Source organism: Enterococcus sp. XAF26B05_ASV22 (assembly GCF_056727285.1).
Genome location: NZ_CM161538.1, coordinates 519448 through 538224, shown reverse-complemented (window position 1 = coordinate 538224; position 18777 = coordinate 519448). Strand labels below are relative to the sequence as shown.

Below are 18777 nucleotides of genomic sequence, written 5' to 3'. Positions count from 1 at the left end.
ATTGCTCCTTTTCGATTCGAATTCTTTTTTGATTACTTTCATAGTATAACCTCTTACTAAAAGTAAGTAAAGAGTTTTGACTTACTTTTTATAAGTTTTTTTTAAATGAAAAATAAAAAGCCTAAGACAATGGATTTTGTCTCAAACTTTTCTTTGATTATTTAAAAATCATTAATGCTAGTAACGTGATAATTGCTGGTACACCTTGTTTCAATAGAATTGATTTCGAAGAGGTCATTCCCCCGTAAACTGCGGCCACAATCACACACACAATAAAAAATGTAACAACACTCCAACTATTTGAAGCAAAAAAGGCGCCCCATAAAATTCCTGTTGCTAAAAATCCATTATACAATCCTTGATTTTTAAAAAGAATTTGTACTCGGGGATCTTCTAAAAATTCTTGTTCTAATCCAAATGAACGTTGTGCTGCAGGTGAAGTTGTCTGAAACATTTCTAGGTACACTATATAATAATGTTCAATTGCAACAATAACGGCTAACACGAAGGGAATGATTTGCATGCTTGCTCCTCCTATTTCCAGGTTGTGATATCAGTTGCTGGCAGTCGATACGAAGGGTAACCTTCTTCATTTGCTTTACCAATTGAAACGATCATGACCGGATAGTAACGTTCTTTATCCACTCCCAAGGCTTCTGCAATTTTTTCACGTTCGAACCCACCGATTGGATTTGTATCATATCCATAAGCACGCGCAACAAGCATTAAGTTCATTCCTGCTAAAGCACCGTCGATAATCGCCATTTCTTTTTTATCTTCTGTCGACATTTGCTCAAATAAAGGACTCAATACTTCTAGTTGGCGGTCTTTGACTTCTTGTGGCATTAGGTTTTGTTCAACAGCAGTACCATAAATTTTTTCTGCGTGTTCAAAACTGTTTAGATCGCCAAAAATCACGATCATTGCAGCGGATGTTTCATTTTGCAATTTATTAAAACGAACAAGTGGTGCTAAGGCTTCTTTCCCTTCATCACTTTCAACCACAGTAAAACGCCAAGGTTGCATATTGACAGAAGAAGGTGCTTTAACCGTATCATTAATGATTTGCTCCATCTCTTCGCGCTTGATTTTAACTGTCGGGTCATAATGACGAATTGATCTTCTCCCTTTCATGATCGTATCGAAATTATTTTCTTTATATGTGTTTTCCATAATATCCCTCATTTCTTCCTTTTGTTCGATTTTTTTCGAACATTAAAAATATAGCACGCTCTCAGCAATATGTAAAGTAGAATGTTTGTGTTATAATCTGTTTATGAAAAATAAATCGACCGACAACCAGGATCCTGTTCTTCAAGCGCTACAAGCAGTCAGTGACCCAATCCGTTTGAATATCCTTACTTGCTTGTTACTTGATGGTGAAAAACGGATTACCTCAGAAAAATACAATATTGTAAAATCCACTTTATCTCACCATATAAAATTGCTTAAGGATGCTCAGCTGATTCAAGAAATCAAGCTAGGAACAACCAAAACATATGTGTTAAATCAAGAATACATCCAGCAAGAATTACCTGGCTTACTTGAATTGATTCGCTTTAGAGCAGGAAACACCACCAAATAAACCGTCCTCAACATTTTTCTTTGCTGAGGACGGTTTGTTGTGTGGTTAGTCCGCCATTTTAATGACAATTTTTCCCACTGCATGGTGGGTTTCGCTTAATGCATGTGCATCGTAAACACCTTGTCTAGAAAAAGGAAATACTTCTCCGATCACTGACACTACTTTGCCTGAAGCCATTAATTCTGCAATTTCTTGTAATTGTTTTCCATTCGTTTGAAGCCAGATGCTTTCTGCTTTGATATTTTTTTCTTTCGCCACTTCTTCATCTGCGATCCCAACAATTGAAATCAAGCGTCCTGTGTTCGGTTTTAGTACCGAAAAACTAGCTTTTTGAATCTCTCCGCCCATTGTATCAAAGACTACATCGATATCGCTTAAGACTTCTGCGAAATTGGTCGTATGATAATCAATCACTTCATCTGCACCTAATTTTTTGAGTAGTTCATGATTTTTTTCACTCGCTGTTGTAATAACGTACGCCCCCGCTTGTTTCGCTAATTGGATCGCGTACGTTCCTACACCCCCAGCACCTGCGTGAATCAACACCTTTTCGCCTTTTTGAAGTTTTCCATGGTCAAATAGTGCTTGTAATGCCGTTAAACCCGCTAAAGGAACAGCTGCTGCTTCTTCAAACGAGATATTTTCAGGAATTTTCGCTAATAAATGGTCATCAACAATTGTTTCTTCTGCATACGTACCAAATCGGGTTGTTTCTGGACGAGCGAAAACTTTATCGCCGACTTTCCAATCCGTCACGCCACTACCGACTTCTGTGATAACACCTGCAACATCCCAGCCTAAAATGATTGGAAATGGCCAGTCAAACATTTGTTTTAAATAGCCTTCTCTCAATTTCCAGTCGATTGGATTGATAGAGGTTGCATGCTCTTTAACAAGTACTTGGTTTTCTGTTAATTCAGGTAAGGTCACGTCTTGTTCAATTAATTCATCTTTGCTGCCGTATTGATTAATCACTACTGCTTTCATATTTATAATTCCTCCGTCTTTAAATTAAAATGTGAACTTAGTATACTCCTTCTTTTTCATTTAGGTAAAAAATATGCTTACAAAAAATGGGTGTGAGACAAAAGTAAAAAATCACTTTTGCCTCACACCCTAAATGGGAATAAACGCTGGGAGCAGAAGCAATCCCTTCTGTCCCAGCCTCAGTAATGTAACCCTTATTCATAACGCAATGATTCAATTGGGTCTAATTTAGCTGCTCTTCTAGCTGGCAAAGTTCCTGCAAGGAATGCGATACCCATGATTACTAGAATAATAACAGCAGATGAAGAAGCCGAGAATTGAATCAGCGTAAAGCCTGACAAGGATTCTAAGAATGAATCCGCTGCGACTTGATTTATCAATGCACCTGCACCAACAGCTCCTAAAATACCTAGAAGTGAACCTAAAAATCCAATCAAAGCCGCTTCTACACTGAAGATCGTGAAGACTTTCCCACTGCTAAGTCCCATCGCTTTCATTAAACCGATTTCTCTAGTCCGTTCTTGCACGGACATGTACAATGTATTGATGATCCCAAAGCTAGCTGCTAGTAATGCAATCGCCCCAAACATCGTTAAGACGCCTGTAATCGCATTGATCACATTACGAATCATACCAATTTGGTCTTCAACTGTTTGTCCCATGTAGCCTGCTTTGTCCAAACGTTCTTTTACATCTGCGATTTCTGATTTGTTTACATCTTTGCTCATTTCACCCATGATCAAACCGTATTGACCGGTCATCGCTGCTGGTAAGCCTTCTTCGTTGATTTTTGAAATTTCATCAACAAGAGCACGGTTCATTAAAGACATTCCGCCTTGGATCAAGCTCGTATTACGCACTCCAACGATAGTCGCTTCGACTACTTTTTCTTCTCCAGTAGCCGCAGAAGGTGCTGCAATTTTCACCGTTTTACCGATTGCATCTTCACTTGATTTGTACCCTAAAGATTTCACGTATTCTGGTGCTAAATTGAGTTGTAATTCTGAACTTTTTTGATCTAGTTCTTTCCCTGCTTCAAGGTCTACATTTATTTCTTCTACCATTGGCATTCCTGAAAACACATATTTTTCATTGTTTTCTCCTGTAATGTAAGTAGTTGAAACAGATTTCATTGCTTCTGCGCTTTTGATACCATCAATCTTTCTGATTTTTTCGAGGTCTTTGCTATCTAACGCTTCTTGTTGTTGCATTGAGCTTGTTTTTTTCGTTTCATCATACTTTTGTGGTTCACCGTCTTCACTAGTTCCTCCAGTCATTTTAGGCTGGATCATGATTTGATTTTGGCCGCCAACACTTCCGACTTGTTTGTCGATGTAATCATTAACGCCAATATTGACACCCGTTGTTAGTGAAATGGTAAATGCACCTATAAAAATAGCTACGATCGTTAGAATCGTTCGCCCTTTATTACGCATTAAATTGGAACTGGCTGATTTTAAAATATCACTAAATTTCATCTACTCATCCCCTCCTACAATTAATCCATCACGCACATGAATTTGTCGATCACAGCGTGCTGCAAGGTCTGGATCATGAGTGACAATAATCAGCGTGATCCCTTTTTCTTTGTTCAAATCAAATAACAGCTGTTCAATCTTATCCCCTGTTGTTGAATCTAGATTTCCTGTCGGCTCGTCTGCAAAAATAATTTTAGGATTGTTTACCAACGCACGTGCAATACAGACTCGTTGTTTTTGACCACCGGATAAATTATTGGCTTTATTGTTGATTTTATCGTCTAATTCCACAGCTTTCAGTGCTTCAAGCGCCATTTCTTTGCGTTTGCCATTTGAAATGCCACCGATTTTTAGCGGTAACATCACGTTATTTAACACAGTATCTTTTGGATTCATAAAAAATTGCTGAAACACAAAACCAAATTGTTTATTTCTAGTTTTGTCTAATTCTTTTTTACTGATACTTGTTACGTTTTGATCATTTAATAAAATTTCTCCAGAAGTTGGTTTATCTAATAATGCTAAAATATGCATAAATGTTGATTTACCTGATCCACTTTTACCGATGATCGCAACGGATTCACCTTCTTCAATTTTTAGATCCACGCCTTTTAATGCATCAAATTTTGATTCATTGCGGCCGTAACTTTTCTTTATACCTCTTGCTTCGATTACAGACATGTTTTCCCCTCCACTGATTCTCATTCTACGCTACCTACAAAATTGTGTTTAACTGATTGTTCGCCCTTTCAACATTTATCCTCCTACTTCTCTTATCATTTTGAAGGAATACACCGTCCTTGTCATGGTACTTAAGACCTATATTTGACGAACTTAAGGCGGAGATAAAAAAAAACGGATGTGGGACAAAAGGAAAAATCACTTTTGTCTCACATCCTAAATGCGAATAAACGACGGGAACACTTTTTAGGTAAGTGGTTTCTCCATTAGAGTCAAGAGTTGCACTGTACGCCTAGCAGCATTCGCTAAATTACTTTCCGCATTATTCATCGCTTCCTCCAATGTTGTTATTCGATCGACCATTGGCACAATCACCGAAATACCTTCTTCTCGAAAAAGCTGTTGATCTCCAGTAAAGCTTCCCACAAACGCCACAACTGGAACCTTATATTTTTTTGCGATCCGTCCAATACCAATAGGAACTTTCCCTTGTAAACTTTGGTTGTCCATTTTCCCTTCACCCGTAATCACTAAATCAGCTGTTTTGATCGCTTCCTCTAAGTTTGTTTGTTCTGAAATAAAGGCAAAACCTGATTGAACCACGCCTTTTAAAAACACCCTGATTGCAAAACCAAGTCCCCCAGCTGCACCATCTCCGGCTACAGAAAGTCTTGTTCCGCAAACTTTTTCCTGATAGTGCTTCATTCCATTTTCATACTGAGCCAATTCATTTTCAGCCACTCCTTTTTGTTGGCCAAACATATAAACAGCCCCATTTTCACCTAGTAATGGACTCGTGACATCTGATGCACTATAAAATGAGGTATTTGCTAAACGTGAATCTAAATGTTCTACAGAAAAATGATCAATGGCCGCTACATTGCTTCCTTTAGCAGATAACAACTGATTGTCTTGATCAAAAAACTCAACACCTAAAGCACTTAGTAATCCGATACCGCCATCTATTGTCCCTGTTCCGCCTAAGCCGATGATAATTGTTTTAGCCCCTTGATTTAAGGCTGCTAAAATCAATTCTCCAGTACCATATGTGGAGGTATTGAGTGGATGGGTCGCCAGTGTACCATCTAAATATTGAATCCCCGAAGCCGCAGCAGATTCGATCACAGCTATCTTTTCGGTACTAAACCAACCAAATTCAACAGTCACGATTTGACCGTCTAAAGCGTGTACTTCTGCTGGGATTTTCTGGCCATCACCATTTTTGATCACCGCTGCAACTGTCCCTTCACCACCATCTGCAATGGCAATGGCTTTGACTAGATGTCCTTGCTCGGAAAAGACTTTGGTAACAATTTGATTTGCTTCAATACTAGATAAGGATCCTTTCATAGAATCAATCGCTGTTACAACATTCATTGTCGTTCCTCCATCGTTTACTCCATGTTCCTTTTTTTGTTATCCTTATAACTAACTATTCAATTTATATCCTTTTGATCGTATAGTTTGAATCACTCTGGAATCTCCAAACGTTCCTTCTAACTTTTTACGAAGATGGCAAATCAAATTAGCTATTCGATAATAATTGTTATCAGATTCTTCATTATGCGGCCAAATGCTTTGGAAAATTTCTTCGTAAGTTACCGTTTTTTTTCTATTTTCGAAAAGTATATCCATCAATTTGTATTCACTATTCGTTAATTGAATTTCTTGATCATTTTCCGTGGTTATACTCCTATTTCTTGGGTCTAAAGTTATTTTCAGACCTTTCTCAAATTGGTCATATTTTTTCTCATAATCGTATTTTTTTTTATGTTGTTTCATAGAGTTATCGATTATCATACATATTTCTTCAGTACTCAGCTGATTCTTAACTATACCGTCTGCACCTAACTTTAAATATATTTTTTTACTTTTATCGCTATTTGATGTAGACCATATCCAAATTAACGCATTTGCTTTACTTCTGATCTCTATTAATTTGACACATGTTTCACTTACCTGATCGTCACCGTTTTCCATTAAAATAATCAAATCGGTATCTTTTGATTGTACTCCATCTTTTCATGAAATTTTCCAATGAGAAGGTAAACTCATTTTCATGTTTTCCCATTCTTCTTGACTTCCAATGAAGTTAGTAATATAAGCACAAAACATTAAAACACACTCCTATAATCACATGTAGTATATTCATTCGAAAAAACTAAAAAATATACAATTAAAAAAGTTGAGCTTGACCATTCCACTAATTATTTTCAATATTTAAATAATTATATCTTAATAGTCGTTTACCACCTATCAGAAAAAGCTCTCATTTAAATGACCAGACAAAAATACGATTAGTCCATCCCAAGTATCTTTATTGTAAATATCTTCAAAATAAAAAAATTTTTTTCCAGAGTTAACCGACTCAAAATTATTGGAAATAATTATTTGAGCTTCCTCTGGACTGTCACAAAAGTTTACTACTTTGTCAGTAAAAATTTTTGAAATCATTGCCTTTAAATAAACTGAGTTAAAGATGTTAGCGGTGTGTGCAATATAAATATTTTCAGGTTTCACCTTAGAATTCATTTCATATATAGTGTACAAAATCGCTACAAGTACATCTTCTCCAAGCGTACTCAAAGAATCTGTATTAGGTAAGTATTGAACAAACGATTTCAAATTATCTGCGACGGTAAGATATGATTTTTTCTTTTTAAGTAATTTTAAATTATTTTTCAATGAATCATTCAAAGAGTTATCAACATGAATTTGAAAATACTTATAATAAATGATTGTGATAATAAGAAAGTAATAGGAGTTAACATAGTTTTCATTTTTATATTCATAGAAAAAAGTTGATTTCATTTTGAACAATACAAAATCTACAGCGTTTGAAATTTCTAGTTCTGAGTTTTTAAACTTTTCGACAATCTCTTTTTTTCTTTTAAGTGTATCAACGTCAAATACAAAAAAGCGCACCATATAACTGAAGATTTTTGATTCGTTCTCTAGAGTTTTAGTATCAATGTTAAGATTCAGACAAATTTTTCCATCATAAAAAAATTCTATATCATCAATAAAATCTTGTGTTATACTAATTTGTTTTGAAAACCTTAAACGATAAGAGGTAATACAAGATAGCAACATTAATTGATATTTTTGTGTGACTGTTAGATTTTCACTTAACCCCATAGTTTTAATTATAAAATCACTATCTATATATTCCTGTCTAGCCAATCCAAATACTTTAGGCATTTCTATGATGTCATACATTTGCCAATAGGATAAAAACAAAAAATACCGAACACCAAACTCATTACCAGAAAAATTACTGCTATCTTTAAAATCTAATTCTGCTCCAAATGGTTCTAACAACTCATTTAATTTACTTAAATTATTATATGTAATAGATTTACTATAATTCAAATCATCAGCTAACTTATCTACCGAAATATAGTTTTTTCTCGTTAAGGAAGATATTATGTCATAAAGAAAACTATTCTTAATGTAGTTTAATCTAAGTATAGATACTATATAATTAATTGCCATTTCTGACGGATTTCTTACTATTATTTTTCTATTTATTATTTCGTCTAGCTTAACTTCTCCTTCAAATGTTTGTTCCAAATCTATTTTTAATTCGTTGATATATCTACGTAAAGTAGTATCTTTTAATTCAAAGTGGTGAAGCAATTCTTTCATAGTTTTACCGCTATCCGAAAAAAGTATGTGTTTAAATATATCTAATTTTTTTTGATCTTTAGCATCAATAAAACTTTGTGACATAATCACTATCCTCCATATAAAATATCAGTTAACATACCTAGAATATGTTTCTGAATCGTACTATGATAACTCTCAAAACCTCCATCATAATATAACAATTTTATTTCAGATTAAATGTTAATAGTATAAAATAGTAGTAACTTTAATAATAGTTATATAGAATTTTTTAGTTAATAGATAACCCTTTAATGATGGTATTTAGCCTGAATTGTATCAATTGTTTCTATCTTTACTTCCTATATTGGTATTGTAACCATTTGCCAACTACCTGCTACCAAAATAGGATGTTCGTTGATCTTTTTCCTTAATGTGCCACACATGCAAAAACAGCATATTAAACTAAATATAAACATTATGATATACTGTCGTTTTTCAATCTTGATTTTTTAATAACCTAACAAATCAAATAGTATCGTTTTATATAAAAAGATAAAATTATCTTATCTGCCCAATCAATAAATTTAAATTGTTAATAGACAAAGTTAACAAAAAATTAAATAAACTAACACGTAATATAGAAAATAAATTTCTTAAACAGAATGGTTTCGATAGTTATTCTTAAATAAATGGTAGTCATAAAAACTACTCGACCTAATTTAAATTTTTTTATTTATTTCCAATAAACTTTTTTATTATCATATAAGCAATAAATAGTAATAGAATTCCTACTACTATCACTAAAGAGATCAGAATCCAATCTGTACCTTCTGAATCTTCAAACACAGAATTAGAATTTATTTTATTTTTTTCTTCTTTATTGATAGTAAACTTTTTAGTAAAATGCCAAGAATACTTGTTTTCTTCAGCTTTTACTGATATATCAATCGTATAATTACCTGCTTTTAATCGATTTCCATCTAATCCAAATTCATAATTCATTTTAGAATTTGGTGCCATCAACAAACTTTTATTCTCATGGTGAATGTATGCTTTATTTTGCCCCTCTTTGTAGATGTCAGCCACTAAATCTATTGAACCTAATACTACGGGTTTCTGATTATATAATTCTGCTACGATAACGGGTTTATAGTCACTTTCTTTTGGAAATACACTTGCTAATTTAAGTTCTGGAACAATCTTTTTGTCATTTTCTTTCAAGCTAATAGCCAGTACGTATTTATATATATTTCTTATCTGTACACCATTTTCGTTCTGTTTGCTTGAAGAGTCTGAACTATTTTTTTTATATACAATGATTCCTCCTAAAACAGTTCCATCAAACTCTTTTTCTGGAACAGACAGATGAATAGTCACTTTTTTTTCTCCGTGTGCAGCAACAGTAATTTCTTTGTCGGATATGCTAGCAATACTTTTAATGCTAAATGGCACTGTCTTGTCAATTGTTGCATTTTTTTTACTATAATCAATAACTCCACCAGCACTAGTTATAGCTGGATTAACTTCCACTATATACGTTTCTTTTGTTGCTGAAGCATTCGTTATTGTCACCGTTAAATCTTGTTCTTGCCCTGGCACTACCATTAAATCAAAATAATTTTTATTTTTATCGATTTGATTTGTTGGTATTTGTGCATTTATAGAAAAACCATCTTGAGAATTTTCTTCAGTTGCATACATTTCTTTAGGTTGCAGAAACGATACTAACATTGTTGTTAACATTAAAAGACTCGCTATACCTTTTTTCATTTTGTTATTTTCCTTCTATATATTTTTTTAAGTGTGTGGGATAAGAGTAAAAATCTCTTTTATTTCACATACTACATGCGAATAACGGTTGAAACTGAGGTAACCTCTTCGTAAACAAACTTGAATTCACGGAAATTTGAAGAACAATTCCCGTGAATTCCCAATTATTTTTCGAGGTTAAACACTTCTGTCCCATCCTCTTCTAAACTTATGAATTTGCACAATCATCTATCTTTTATTCTGTTATATTTCGCTGTTAGGACCTGCTGTAATTGTCCAAACTAAATCAGCTGTATAAGCTTTTGCTTTAGCTGTACCGCCTATAACTTTTAATTGGATACCATCATTTTGTCCTTTTCCATCTACTGGTTCTTCTCCAATCCATTGATTGATCCAGGTTCCAGCACCAGCATCTTTTTTAGCATTAAAAATTGTTTTAGCTTCCGATCCGACAACAACTGCTTTTGCTTCTGGAGCTGTTGATACAGATCCTGGCGTATAAACTTGACCAGGTGCAAATGTTAACTCTGCTCCTTTTAATACATCGCTATCGCTAGTGAAACCGTCTGTTGAAACAGTTACATTCCATCCGGAAACAGAACCTGTATTATCTGTTACTTGCACGTAAGGGAATTGATTTTTTGCGTTGTATGATTGTGTTTTTGATGAAACCTCTTGATTACCAAAGTCAATATTTGGGACATAATCCAATGAAAGTGGTCCTTTCATACCAGTACCTGAGTTATTTCCATCTTCTGGGTCAACTGGAGTACCATCAGGATTTTCAGGTCCATCAGGTCCTTCCGTTCCTTGCGGTGGTGTTGTTTCTTCAGCTGGTGCTTGAAATTCTACTTTTGCAGTACTTGTTGCTGATTTACTGTTTGCATCCTCATCCTGAGCAGCAAAAGCAGAAACAGCCCCTACATTTGCCATTAATACTGCAGTTGATACTAAAGTTAGTGTTCTTGTTTTCATCTTTTTTTCCTCCTGTATTTAAATTGTTTGAATAAAAAGAATAGATAGATTATGCAAATTCCCAACATAAAACAATAAGTCCTATGTAGTCTATAAGTATTGCATTACATGAATTACATTCAAGAGCTGCTCTATTTCTAAATAGCAACAAATCAAATAAATTCACTAAATATAATATACAACAAAAAATTATCTTATTTTCTTATATATCGGTTTTAAAAAAACCAATATATAGTATCAAAAAAATAAATTATTATTGAATATTTTTCCAAAAAACATTTATCCCCCAAAATTAGAAAGACTTAAAAAATGTAGAGACAACCTTCTAGCGCTGTCTAAAGTATCACTAAAAGGTTGTCTCTATATTGTTACTTAACTATTGCGGACCTCTAGTTAATGTCCAAGTCAGTGTCGTTGTATAAGATGAATTCCTGCTATATTTACCTCCACCATATACCTTTAACTTTATACCATGTTCTTTATCAAATTCAAGATCCTCGTCAAAAACTTGTCCATAGTTTTTCTTACTATTTTTATAGATTGTTTTTTCATTTCTATTTATATCAAACTCTTTTCCGAGCTCTTTTTGTTTTGGATTAAAAATCAACGTTCCAGGTAAACTATCTCCATCTTTGTTAATAAAATCTTCAGTTTGTTTAAGCGTTAATGACCAATTTGAATCGATTAATGTATCACTAATAAGAATATTCTGCATTATATCTAATCGTTCAATTTGTTCATCCTTTTTAGGAATTTTATTCACCCCAAAATCAATATCTTCAGGTGTATGAATAAACGTCAATTCTTCTGGAACTGTCTCTACTTTAATCGTAACAGGTTCCATTATCCCAATGGTTTTATTAGTAAATCCACCAACTTCTGAACTTGCCTCTAGGCGTTCTGCCGGCAACTCAATACTTTCTCCTGATGTAGAATTTGTAAGTGTATATTCATATACTGCTTTAATAGTTTCTCCTGGTAAAAAAACATGTGTATATGAATTGGCATACATATATATATCAGTTAACGAATGTAAAGGTACTTGATTCATCTCTTGTATCACCCCATCAGGTAAAGAAAATTTTGCTGATCCCTCTACATACTGAACTTGTGAAGTTGTTCCAGGTAAATAGGCTTTAAATATTGGATTGTAAAATGTATTAAACTCAGATGTATTCTTAAATGTATATTCATGCTTAATTTTATCACCTACTTTAGCTTTTATGATGGTATTAGTATTGTTATTTGATTCATTAGTTCTCTCGTTAGTAACTTTGCGCTCGACAAATACATTTGTATCTTTCTTTGATAATATGGCTAACAGTCCATAATCAAGTATATTAGATGATTCTCCATATTCATCAATCATGCTAATATGAAATATAACTTGAACACCATCTGGATTAAGACTGTCATCAATTGCTGCTTCTCCTGCCTGCTTAAGAATATCATTAACTGATGGCAGCTTTAGTTGATAGATGTGCGTTTGCTTTTTGGGGTCATTATCTAATGTTGGAAGGTTGTCTTTCAACACATCAACTGTAACATTTCTATCTTCAGTCCCTCCCCAAAAAGAATTTTTTTTCTTCTTATCTTTTATGCTCATTGAAATTTTGAAGGTTCCTTTATCATTCATTTCACCAAGCCAGCTTAAAATAATAGGCAGCTCAGAATTTCTATCTATTTCCTTATAGTTTTCCTTGTCATCAATTGCTATTTTAATCGGAACATATTTCCCATTATTTACTATCAAAGGTACTGGGCTAAGTTGTGTTTCTCCATACATATCTACTTGTTTCCCACTGTAGACTATAGTAGAATCTGCACCTTCAAGCAAAGGAACTTTTGTCGGTGTATGTATTAGAACAGATTCTTCTGTTACATCATTGCGATCAAAATAATTAACGACTCGATTAAATCTGGTTGAATCCATTGATGAAAAAGCTCCATCTTTTTCAAACTCTAAATCTAATCTACGATTGTTAATACTTCCTTTCAAACCAAATAGTTGCGAATTAGATTCATCCTTTACTTCAGGGAACCCATCCATTGTTACATTGCTCTTTACATCGTCTTGAATATTATATGTTGACTCTCTATCTATTGGTGATATATATGAATTCCAAGTTGCCAATGAACTCTCTGATAAATTTTTGTTTTCATGTCCGGGTAATATGTCGTAATTATTGTTAATATCTTTACTATCATAGAAATAAACTTTAAAATCAAGTTTCTTATCGTTTGCAGGCGGTAATTTTCCTTTAGTAAGTACTTTCTCAGTGCTATAGTCAGATACAAGACCTTTTGCAACTGCAGCATTAATGTCAATATCTGACTGAAAACCGACAGCTAGCTCTCCACCTATTATGGATATCACAATATTGAAAAAAGCATTAATAACAGCTTCAATCAATCCACCACTATTTTCTTTTTTAAACGTTAAAATTAAGATTTGTTCATTATTTGGATCTACCGAAAATGAGGATCTTTCAGCTTCTATAGGACTACCTGCTATCAATAATTTAGGCTTTCTTCCGTTGGCAAATGTCCCTTCAATAGTATCTTGTGCTGTAATTCCCTCAGGTAATATAATATCTGCTCTAAATCCAAATCCATTTGAAAAAATTTGACTAATATATTTAAACGTTTTTCCATTAAAAATATTTATAGGATTTAGCATTAGTCCCCAGTCAAGTTCCAACTTTAAACTATTTGACCATTCAAGGTGAATATCTCCGCCCTTCCACGGATCATCTTTTTCTCCAGAAGTATAGCTAATATCTAGTCCTGGCGTTACCTTAGGATTTTGTGTAAGCACTAGCCCCATATCATACTCTCCGCTTTCAGCTTTACTCTGATCGCTTTCATAAGGAGTTATCACAATAGGCTGTTTTTCTTCTCCACTCTCATTTGAATCCGTTGAAGTTTCTTCTTCTGTCATTTCGTTTGAGTTTGTGTTTGTGGTATTTTTTTTCTCTTCCAGGATTTTTTCTGAATCTGGTGAGGAGGATTCTTCTTCTGTCGTCTTGTTTGGAATTGCTGTGGATTCTTCCTCTTTTGTCGTTTTATTTGAATCTGCTGAAAGCTCTTCTGATGAAACGTCACTATTCTCCGGATTCATCCTTTCATTTATAGCAAATACTGGAACTTGCGTTCCTAATACTGAACCTATTATCAATAATATCGCTATTATCAAGCTTAATAGTTTTTTTGTAATTTTAATGAATCCTTTCTTATTTTCCATTTAGAATTCCATCCTTTACTACTGTTGCTATACTCTCTCTCCAAAGTCCAATTACTATTATTAACAATTCTAATCCAAGAAAACTTAGGTACTTATGCCACTGATCGCTTTCATCACCTGTTCGAGGTAGAATTTTTGAGATCTTTCGTTCATTAGCAATTCCATTGATGTTTCCTATTGGATTTTGTATATTCGCTAAGGTTATTTTTTCTCCAGTTATATGATTCTTGGTAAATGAAACTTTTGCTGTTGATGAAACATTTTCTTCTGCATAAAATGCTTCATTTGAAAAAAAAGAAAACAAGCATAACAGACTTAGCAATAAAACTACTATTTTTTTCATTCCCATTCTCCTTATTCTTTAAATTAATTATTTAATATTAAGTTAACATAGAAAAACAAAAAAAATTCTTATATATTGATGTATTTAACACCAAATATAAGAAATTTCCTTTTCACCTATGAAGCTTACAGCAGCATAAAAATGTTAAACAAAACTAGTTGAGACAAACACTTATAAAAGCTATTTTTCTAACATTCGATAGCCTATCCCGATTTCAGTCAAAATGTATTCTGGTTCAACGGGATTATCTTCGATTTTTTTACGAATATTCGACATGTTTACTCTTAGAGTCTGACTTTCATTGCTGTATGGCCCCCAGACTTTTTGAGAAATATACGTGTGGGTCAGTACTTTCCCTACATTTTCACCAAGAACTTGAATGATCTTGTATTCATTTGGGGTCAAATGGATCACTTGCCCTCTTTTACTAACCGTGTGGTGTTCAATATCGATACACAAATCACCATTGTTAAGCTGTTTTACTTCGTTTTGAACACCCGCATTCCTCGCAGCATGTCTTAGTGCTGTTCTGATTCTGGCCAGTAATTCTGGCGTTCCAAATGGTTTGGTAATGTAGTCATCTGCTCCTAAATCTAGCGCTTCGACCTTATTATTTTCATGATCCCGTGCTGAGATAATAATGATGGGTACAGCAGCGGTTTCTCGGATTTTTTTCAATACTTCGATTCCATCTTGATCGGGTAAACCAAGATCAAGTAATATCAAATCCATCGGCCACATCCGAAAGGTCGATAATCCTTCCAATGCCGAATGTGCTAGATGAACTGTATGCTTTTCTTTTTCTAAGACAGCACCCATGAATTCAGCAATCACATCGTCATCTTCAATAATTAAAATCGTTGCCATTCTAATTGCTCCTTTCTTTCTAATGGTAAAGCGAAAGTGAATATCGCACCACCTTGGGGTCTATTTCCAGCTTTAAGTATTCCGTCATGAGCCATGATAATGGTTTTAACAATTGATAAACCAATTCCCATCCCACTTTTAGAATCGACGGGTGTATTTTGTTTGGTCATGCCACTAAACAATAATTTTAGTTGTTCTGGGGTCAATCCTTTACCTTGATCGGTTATTTCAAAAGTCACTTCTTTTTCAGTTAACGTAACCGTAACGAAAATCGGAGAATCGCTCTCCGAATGTCTGATTGCATTTTCCATCAAGTTAAATAGGACCTGTTCAACCAAAATCGAATCCATCGGCACAAGTACAAACTCTTCAGGTAATGTGACCTTGATTTCACTATGAGGATAGCTTTTTCTAATCCTCTGAATCGCGGTTGAAACAACTTCTTCAGCGGCTTCTTTGCTTTTAGCAACTTTCATCGTTTCTTCATTGATCCGAGTGATCGATAATAAATTTTCCACCATACGGATCAACCAATCTGCATCTTCTTTGATCCCAACAAGTAATCTGCGTTTCGTTTCTTGCGGAAGTTTGGCTGTCTCATCATCATTTAAAATCGTTTCGACTGATCCTGATATTCCAGTAAGCGGCGTTCGTAAATCATGTGAGATTGCCCGCAGTAAATTGCCTCGCATTCGTTCTTTTTCATTTTCAACTAAGATTTGCTGGCGCTCTGATGTCAGTTTATTTTGTTCGATTGCGAGCGAAAGATGCGTGGAAATCAATTCTAAAAAGCTAATGATTTCATCTGTTATCGGATTTTCTTTCCTTTTTTCGATACCGATAACCGCTAGCGTAACGCCATTTGATAAAACCGGTAAATAGAGTGCTTTGGCTCCCATTAACGTATCCGTCCCGTAGCCCGCTTGTTTTTGGTTGATGAAGACCCAGTTAGCGACCGCTAATTCTTCCAAACTTCTTAACGGTCCTTTGATTGGCGCACCTTCTGGATTTTTCAGTTCTTGTTCACCGTATAAAACGACTTCTCTATCTAGCATATTAGACAAGTATTCAGCTGTTGTTGTGAAGATTTCTTTTTGGTCCTGAGCAATTAAATATTTTTTATTCAATTCATACAAAATCTCTAATTGATGCTCTCGTTTCATGGCGTAGAATGCTTGTTTTTTGATTTGCATCATTAAATTACTGACTAACAAAGCAACCAGTAGCATGAAAACCAACGTTACTGGATACCCTTGTTTGTAAACGGTTAAAGAGTACAGCGGTTCGACGAAAAACCAGTTAAACATCAAAACACTAGCCATCGAAGAGAGCGCCGCCCATAGATAACCAGTTGTTATTCTGGCTACTAACAAAACAAAAAGAATATAGATCAAAATTAAATTCTGATCGCCAATATGAAAATAAGATCCCAATTCGGAAAACAATGTCGCTAAAGCGAGTAAGCCAATCGTCATATACAGGTCTTTCCAAGTAAAAATACTTTGTAAGTTCTTTTTCTTGGTGGCGTATTTATTCAGCAAATACTTGTTTGATTGATAAGGTACTAAATGAATATCCACATCTGGTATAAAGGCAACCAACTCATCCTCTAAGTCAGGTCGATACAAACGGATAAAGCGAGAGCGCTTAATGATTTTCCCCATTACAACATCCGTCACTCCACGCATTTTTACGTATTGAACGATTGTCTCTCGCTGGTTGTCACTTTCTAAGGTGACCACTTCACCACCAAGTTTCGCTGCAAGTTTTGAATTGTCAGACTCTGAATGTTCAGACATGTCTTCTAAAATCTCCAGTGCAATCCATTCCGTCCCTAATGCTTGAGCCAAACGAGCCGTCCAGCGGAGGCATTTTTTTGTCATTTCTGGATTCTTTTCATCGATAATCGTGAGTAATTTAGAATGGATTCCCGTACTTTTTTGTGTTTCTTGCTGATTCGTTGTATTGATATGGTCGGATGCTTTGCGAATAGCTAAGCCTCTTAAAACGATTAAGTTATCTGTTTTAAAAAAATTGGCCATGGCTTTTTTGGCGTTTTCGGAATGATAGATTTTGCCTTGTTTCAATCGTTCTAGTAATTCCTCTGTTTCAATATCTACTACTTTTAATGAACTGGTTTCAAAAAATGTATCAGGTACGGTTTCGGAAATATGAATCCCTGTCACTTGCTCCACTACATCATTTAAACTTTCGATGTGTTGGACATTAACGGTTGTATAAACATCGATACCTGCTTTTAATAGTTCTTCGATGTCTTGGTATCTTTTTCTATTTCTAGCCCCTACTGCATTGGTGTGGGCAAGTTCATCCACCAAAATAATCTCTGGTTTTGCTTGTAATGCGGCATCTACATCAAAATCGTTGATTGTAATCCCTTTATATTCATACTTTTTGGTTGGTAATGTGGGTAATCCTGCTACCAAGTTTTCCGTTTCAGGACGTGCATGGGGTTCTACATACCCAACTAAAACAGTTTTGCCTTCTTCAAGTTGTTCATGGGCTTCTTTTAACATCGCATAGGTTTTCCCAACGCCTGCCGCATAGCCGAAGAAAACCTTCAGTCGACCAGACCTCAGGCTTTGTTCGTTCTTTTTCCATTTTTCTAATAAGTGTTCTGGATCTAAACGTTCATCTTCCACTTTTTATGCCATCCTTTATTTCGAGGTTGAGATAGTCTGGTTGTTTATTTAGACTTATCCAATGATTGGTTTACACCTAAAACATTCACACGTTGTGAATCAACTGGTCCGATTTTAAGTCCTGTGATATTTTGTTTGATTATAGCACGGACTTGGGTATTTTTCATATTTCTACTCGTCGCGATTCGCTCGACTTGTGTCATTGCCGCTTCAATTGAAATTTCAGGATCGATACCGCTCGCTGATGCTGTAACCAAATCAATAGGAACTTCTTTTATGTCAAGTTCTTGTACACGTTTCTCAATACGATTTTTTTGTTCTTTCGATACAGGTGATAGTTGGCTCACTTTTTCAGGACGTCCATGGAGATAGTTTTCTTCTGAGAAGGATTGTCCAATCAACTTTGACCCTGTGATACCTGTTTCATCCTTGATCAAACTGCCATTTGCTTGGGCTGGAAATAATACTTGCCCAACGGCTGTTACTGCTACAGTATAAATGACACCGCAGATTATCGTAAATAATAAAATACCTTTTAGTGAAGCGATCATTATTTTTTTCATGAGATTTTCTCCTTA

16 protein-coding genes are annotated in these 18777 nt (G+C 34.7%); 1 reads left to right on the top strand and 15 read right to left on the bottom strand.

What is annotated here, in order from left to right:
* Positions 1 to 157: 157 nt before the first annotated feature.
* The gene (locus AC1PU0_RS02740; protein ID WP_069653895.1) at positions 158 to 523 is read right to left on the bottom strand and encodes a DUF1304 domain-containing protein; all 366 of its coding nucleotides are present in this window, start codon (positions 521 to 523) and stop codon (positions 158 to 160) included.
* 11 nt (positions 524 to 534) lie between these two features.
* On the bottom strand, positions 535 to 1173 hold the full coding sequence (locus tag AC1PU0_RS02735) for a nitroreductase family protein (protein WP_206848543.1): 639 nt from the start codon (positions 1171 to 1173) through the stop codon (positions 535 to 537).
* 103 nt (positions 1174 to 1276) lie between these two features.
* On the opposite strand from AC1PU0_RS02735, the gene AC1PU0_RS02730 reads away from it, so the two are divergent.
* Positions 1277 to 1585: an ArsR/SmtB family transcription factor gene (locus tag AC1PU0_RS02730; protein WP_069653897.1), complete on the top strand. Its 309-nt coding sequence runs from the start codon at positions 1277 to 1279 to the stop codon at positions 1583 to 1585.
* Between the two features lie 45 nt (positions 1586 to 1630).
* Here the strand turns inward: AC1PU0_RS02730 and AC1PU0_RS02725 are convergent, their stop codons facing one another.
* From AC1PU0_RS02725 to AC1PU0_RS02665, 13 genes are all read right to left on the bottom strand, one after another.
* The gene (locus tag AC1PU0_RS02725) at positions 1631 to 2572 is read right to left on the bottom strand and encodes an NADP-dependent oxidoreductase (RefSeq protein WP_069653898.1); all 942 of its coding nucleotides are present in this window, start codon (positions 2570 to 2572) and stop codon (positions 1631 to 1633) included.
* Positions 2573 to 2766: 194 nt separating this feature from the next.
* Positions 2767 to 4050, bottom strand: coding sequence for an ABC transporter permease (locus AC1PU0_RS02720; RefSeq protein ID WP_206848541.1), 1284 nt, complete (start codon positions 4048 to 4050; stop codon positions 2767 to 2769).
* The gene (locus AC1PU0_RS02715) at positions 4051 to 4731 is read right to left on the bottom strand and encodes an ABC transporter ATP-binding protein (protein ID WP_069653900.1); all 681 of its coding nucleotides are present in this window, start codon (positions 4729 to 4731) and stop codon (positions 4051 to 4053) included.
* 246 nt (positions 4732 to 4977) lie between these two features.
* Complete coding sequence (locus tag AC1PU0_RS02710; RefSeq protein WP_206848539.1) at positions 4978 to 6108, bottom strand: glycerate kinase family protein; 1131 nt, start codon at positions 6106 to 6108, stop codon at positions 4978 to 4980.
* Positions 6109 to 6159: 51 nt separating this feature from the next.
* Positions 6160 to 6711 carry a winged helix-turn-helix domain-containing protein gene (locus AC1PU0_RS02705; RefSeq protein WP_206848538.1) on the bottom strand — a complete coding sequence of 184 codons (552 nt, stop codon included), beginning with the start codon at positions 6709 to 6711 and terminating at the stop codon, positions 6160 to 6162.
* Between the two features lie 276 nt (positions 6712 to 6987).
* Positions 6988 to 8463 (bottom strand): helix-turn-helix domain-containing protein, encoded by a 1476-nt coding sequence (locus tag AC1PU0_RS02700; protein WP_206848536.1) that lies wholly within the window; start codon positions 8461 to 8463, stop codon positions 6988 to 6990.
* Positions 8464 to 9069: 606 nt separating this feature from the next.
* A complete protein-coding gene (locus tag AC1PU0_RS02695) occupies positions 9070 to 10110 on the bottom strand; it encodes a WxLIP family cell surface protein (protein ID WP_206848534.1) in 1041 nt (346 codons plus the stop codon).
* 243 nt (positions 10111 to 10353) lie between these two features.
* Positions 10354 to 11085 (bottom strand): WxL domain-containing protein, encoded by a 732-nt coding sequence (locus tag AC1PU0_RS02690; protein ID WP_206848532.1) that lies wholly within the window; start codon positions 11083 to 11085, stop codon positions 10354 to 10356.
* A gap of 376 nt (positions 11086 to 11461) precedes the next feature.
* On the bottom strand, positions 11462 to 14329 hold the full coding sequence (locus AC1PU0_RS02685; RefSeq protein ID WP_206848531.1) for a WxL domain-containing protein: 2868 nt from the start codon (positions 14327 to 14329) through the stop codon (positions 11462 to 11464).
* Complete coding sequence (locus AC1PU0_RS02680) at positions 14319 to 14672, bottom strand: hypothetical protein (RefSeq protein ID WP_206848530.1); 354 nt, start codon at positions 14670 to 14672, stop codon at positions 14319 to 14321. Before AC1PU0_RS02680 ends, AC1PU0_RS02685 begins: the two co-directional genes overlap by 11 nt.
* A gap of 180 nt (positions 14673 to 14852) precedes the next feature.
* Positions 14853 to 15539, bottom strand: a complete 687-nt coding sequence (locus AC1PU0_RS02675) for a response regulator transcription factor (RefSeq protein ID WP_069653902.1) — start codon at positions 15537 to 15539, stop codon at positions 14853 to 14855.
* Complete coding sequence (locus tag AC1PU0_RS02670) at positions 15524 to 18199, bottom strand: DUF4118 domain-containing protein (protein ID WP_479998669.1); 2676 nt, start codon at positions 18197 to 18199, stop codon at positions 15524 to 15526. The genes AC1PU0_RS02675 and AC1PU0_RS02670 overlap by 16 nt, the downstream gene beginning before the upstream one ends.
* Before the next feature lie 44 nt (positions 18200 to 18243).
* The gene (locus tag AC1PU0_RS02665) at positions 18244 to 18762 is read right to left on the bottom strand and encodes a potassium-transporting ATPase subunit C (protein WP_479998668.1); all 519 of its coding nucleotides are present in this window, start codon (positions 18760 to 18762) and stop codon (positions 18244 to 18246) included.
* Positions 18763 to 18777 lie beyond the last annotated feature (15 nt).

Coding starts and splice junctions, on each gene's coding strand:
- AC1PU0_RS02740 (WP_069653895.1), bottom strand. CDS start 523: ATGCAAATCATTCCCTTCGTGTTAGCCGTTATTGTTGCAATTGAACAT.
- AC1PU0_RS02735 (WP_206848543.1), bottom strand. CDS start 1,173: ATGGAAAACACATATAAAGAAAATAATTTCGATACGATCATGAAAGGG.
- AC1PU0_RS02730 (WP_069653897.1), top strand. CDS start 1,277: ATGAAAAATAAATCGACCGACAACCAGGATCCTGTTCTTCAAGCGCTA.
- AC1PU0_RS02725 (WP_069653898.1), bottom strand. CDS start 2,572: ATGAAAGCAGTAGTGATTAATCAATACGGCAGCAAAGATGAATTAATT.
- AC1PU0_RS02720 (WP_206848541.1), bottom strand. CDS start 4,050: ATGAAATTTAGTGATATTTTAAAATCAGCCAGTTCCAATTTAATGCGT.
- AC1PU0_RS02715 (WP_069653900.1), bottom strand. CDS start 4,731: ATGTCTGTAATCGAAGCAAGAGGTATAAAGAAAAGTTACGGCCGCAAT.
- AC1PU0_RS02710 (WP_206848539.1), bottom strand. CDS start 6,108: ATGAATGTTGTAACAGCGATTGATTCTATGAAAGGATCCTTATCTAGT.
- AC1PU0_RS02705 (WP_206848538.1), bottom strand. CDS start 6,711: ATGGAAAACGGTGACGATCAGGTAAGTGAAACATGTGTCAAATTAATA.
- AC1PU0_RS02700 (WP_206848536.1), bottom strand. CDS start 8,463: ATGTCACAAAGTTTTATTGATGCTAAAGATCAAAAAAAATTAGATATA.
- AC1PU0_RS02695 (WP_206848534.1), bottom strand. CDS start 10,110: ATGAAAAAAGGTATAGCGAGTCTTTTAATGTTAACAACAATGTTAGTA.
- AC1PU0_RS02690 (WP_206848532.1), bottom strand. CDS start 11,085: ATGAAAACAAGAACACTAACTTTAGTATCAACTGCAGTATTAATGGCA.
- AC1PU0_RS02685 (WP_206848531.1), bottom strand. CDS start 14,329: ATGGAAAATAAGAAAGGATTCATTAAAATTACAAAAAAACTATTAAGC.
- AC1PU0_RS02680 (WP_206848530.1), bottom strand. CDS start 14,672: ATGAAAAAAATAGTAGTTTTATTGCTAAGTCTGTTATGCTTGTTTTCT.
- AC1PU0_RS02675 (WP_069653902.1), bottom strand. CDS start 15,539: ATGGCAACGATTTTAATTATTGAAGATGACGATGTGATTGCTGAATTC.
- AC1PU0_RS02665 (WP_479998668.1), bottom strand. CDS start 18,762: ATGAAAAAAATAATGATCGCTTCACTAAAAGGTATTTTATTATTTACG.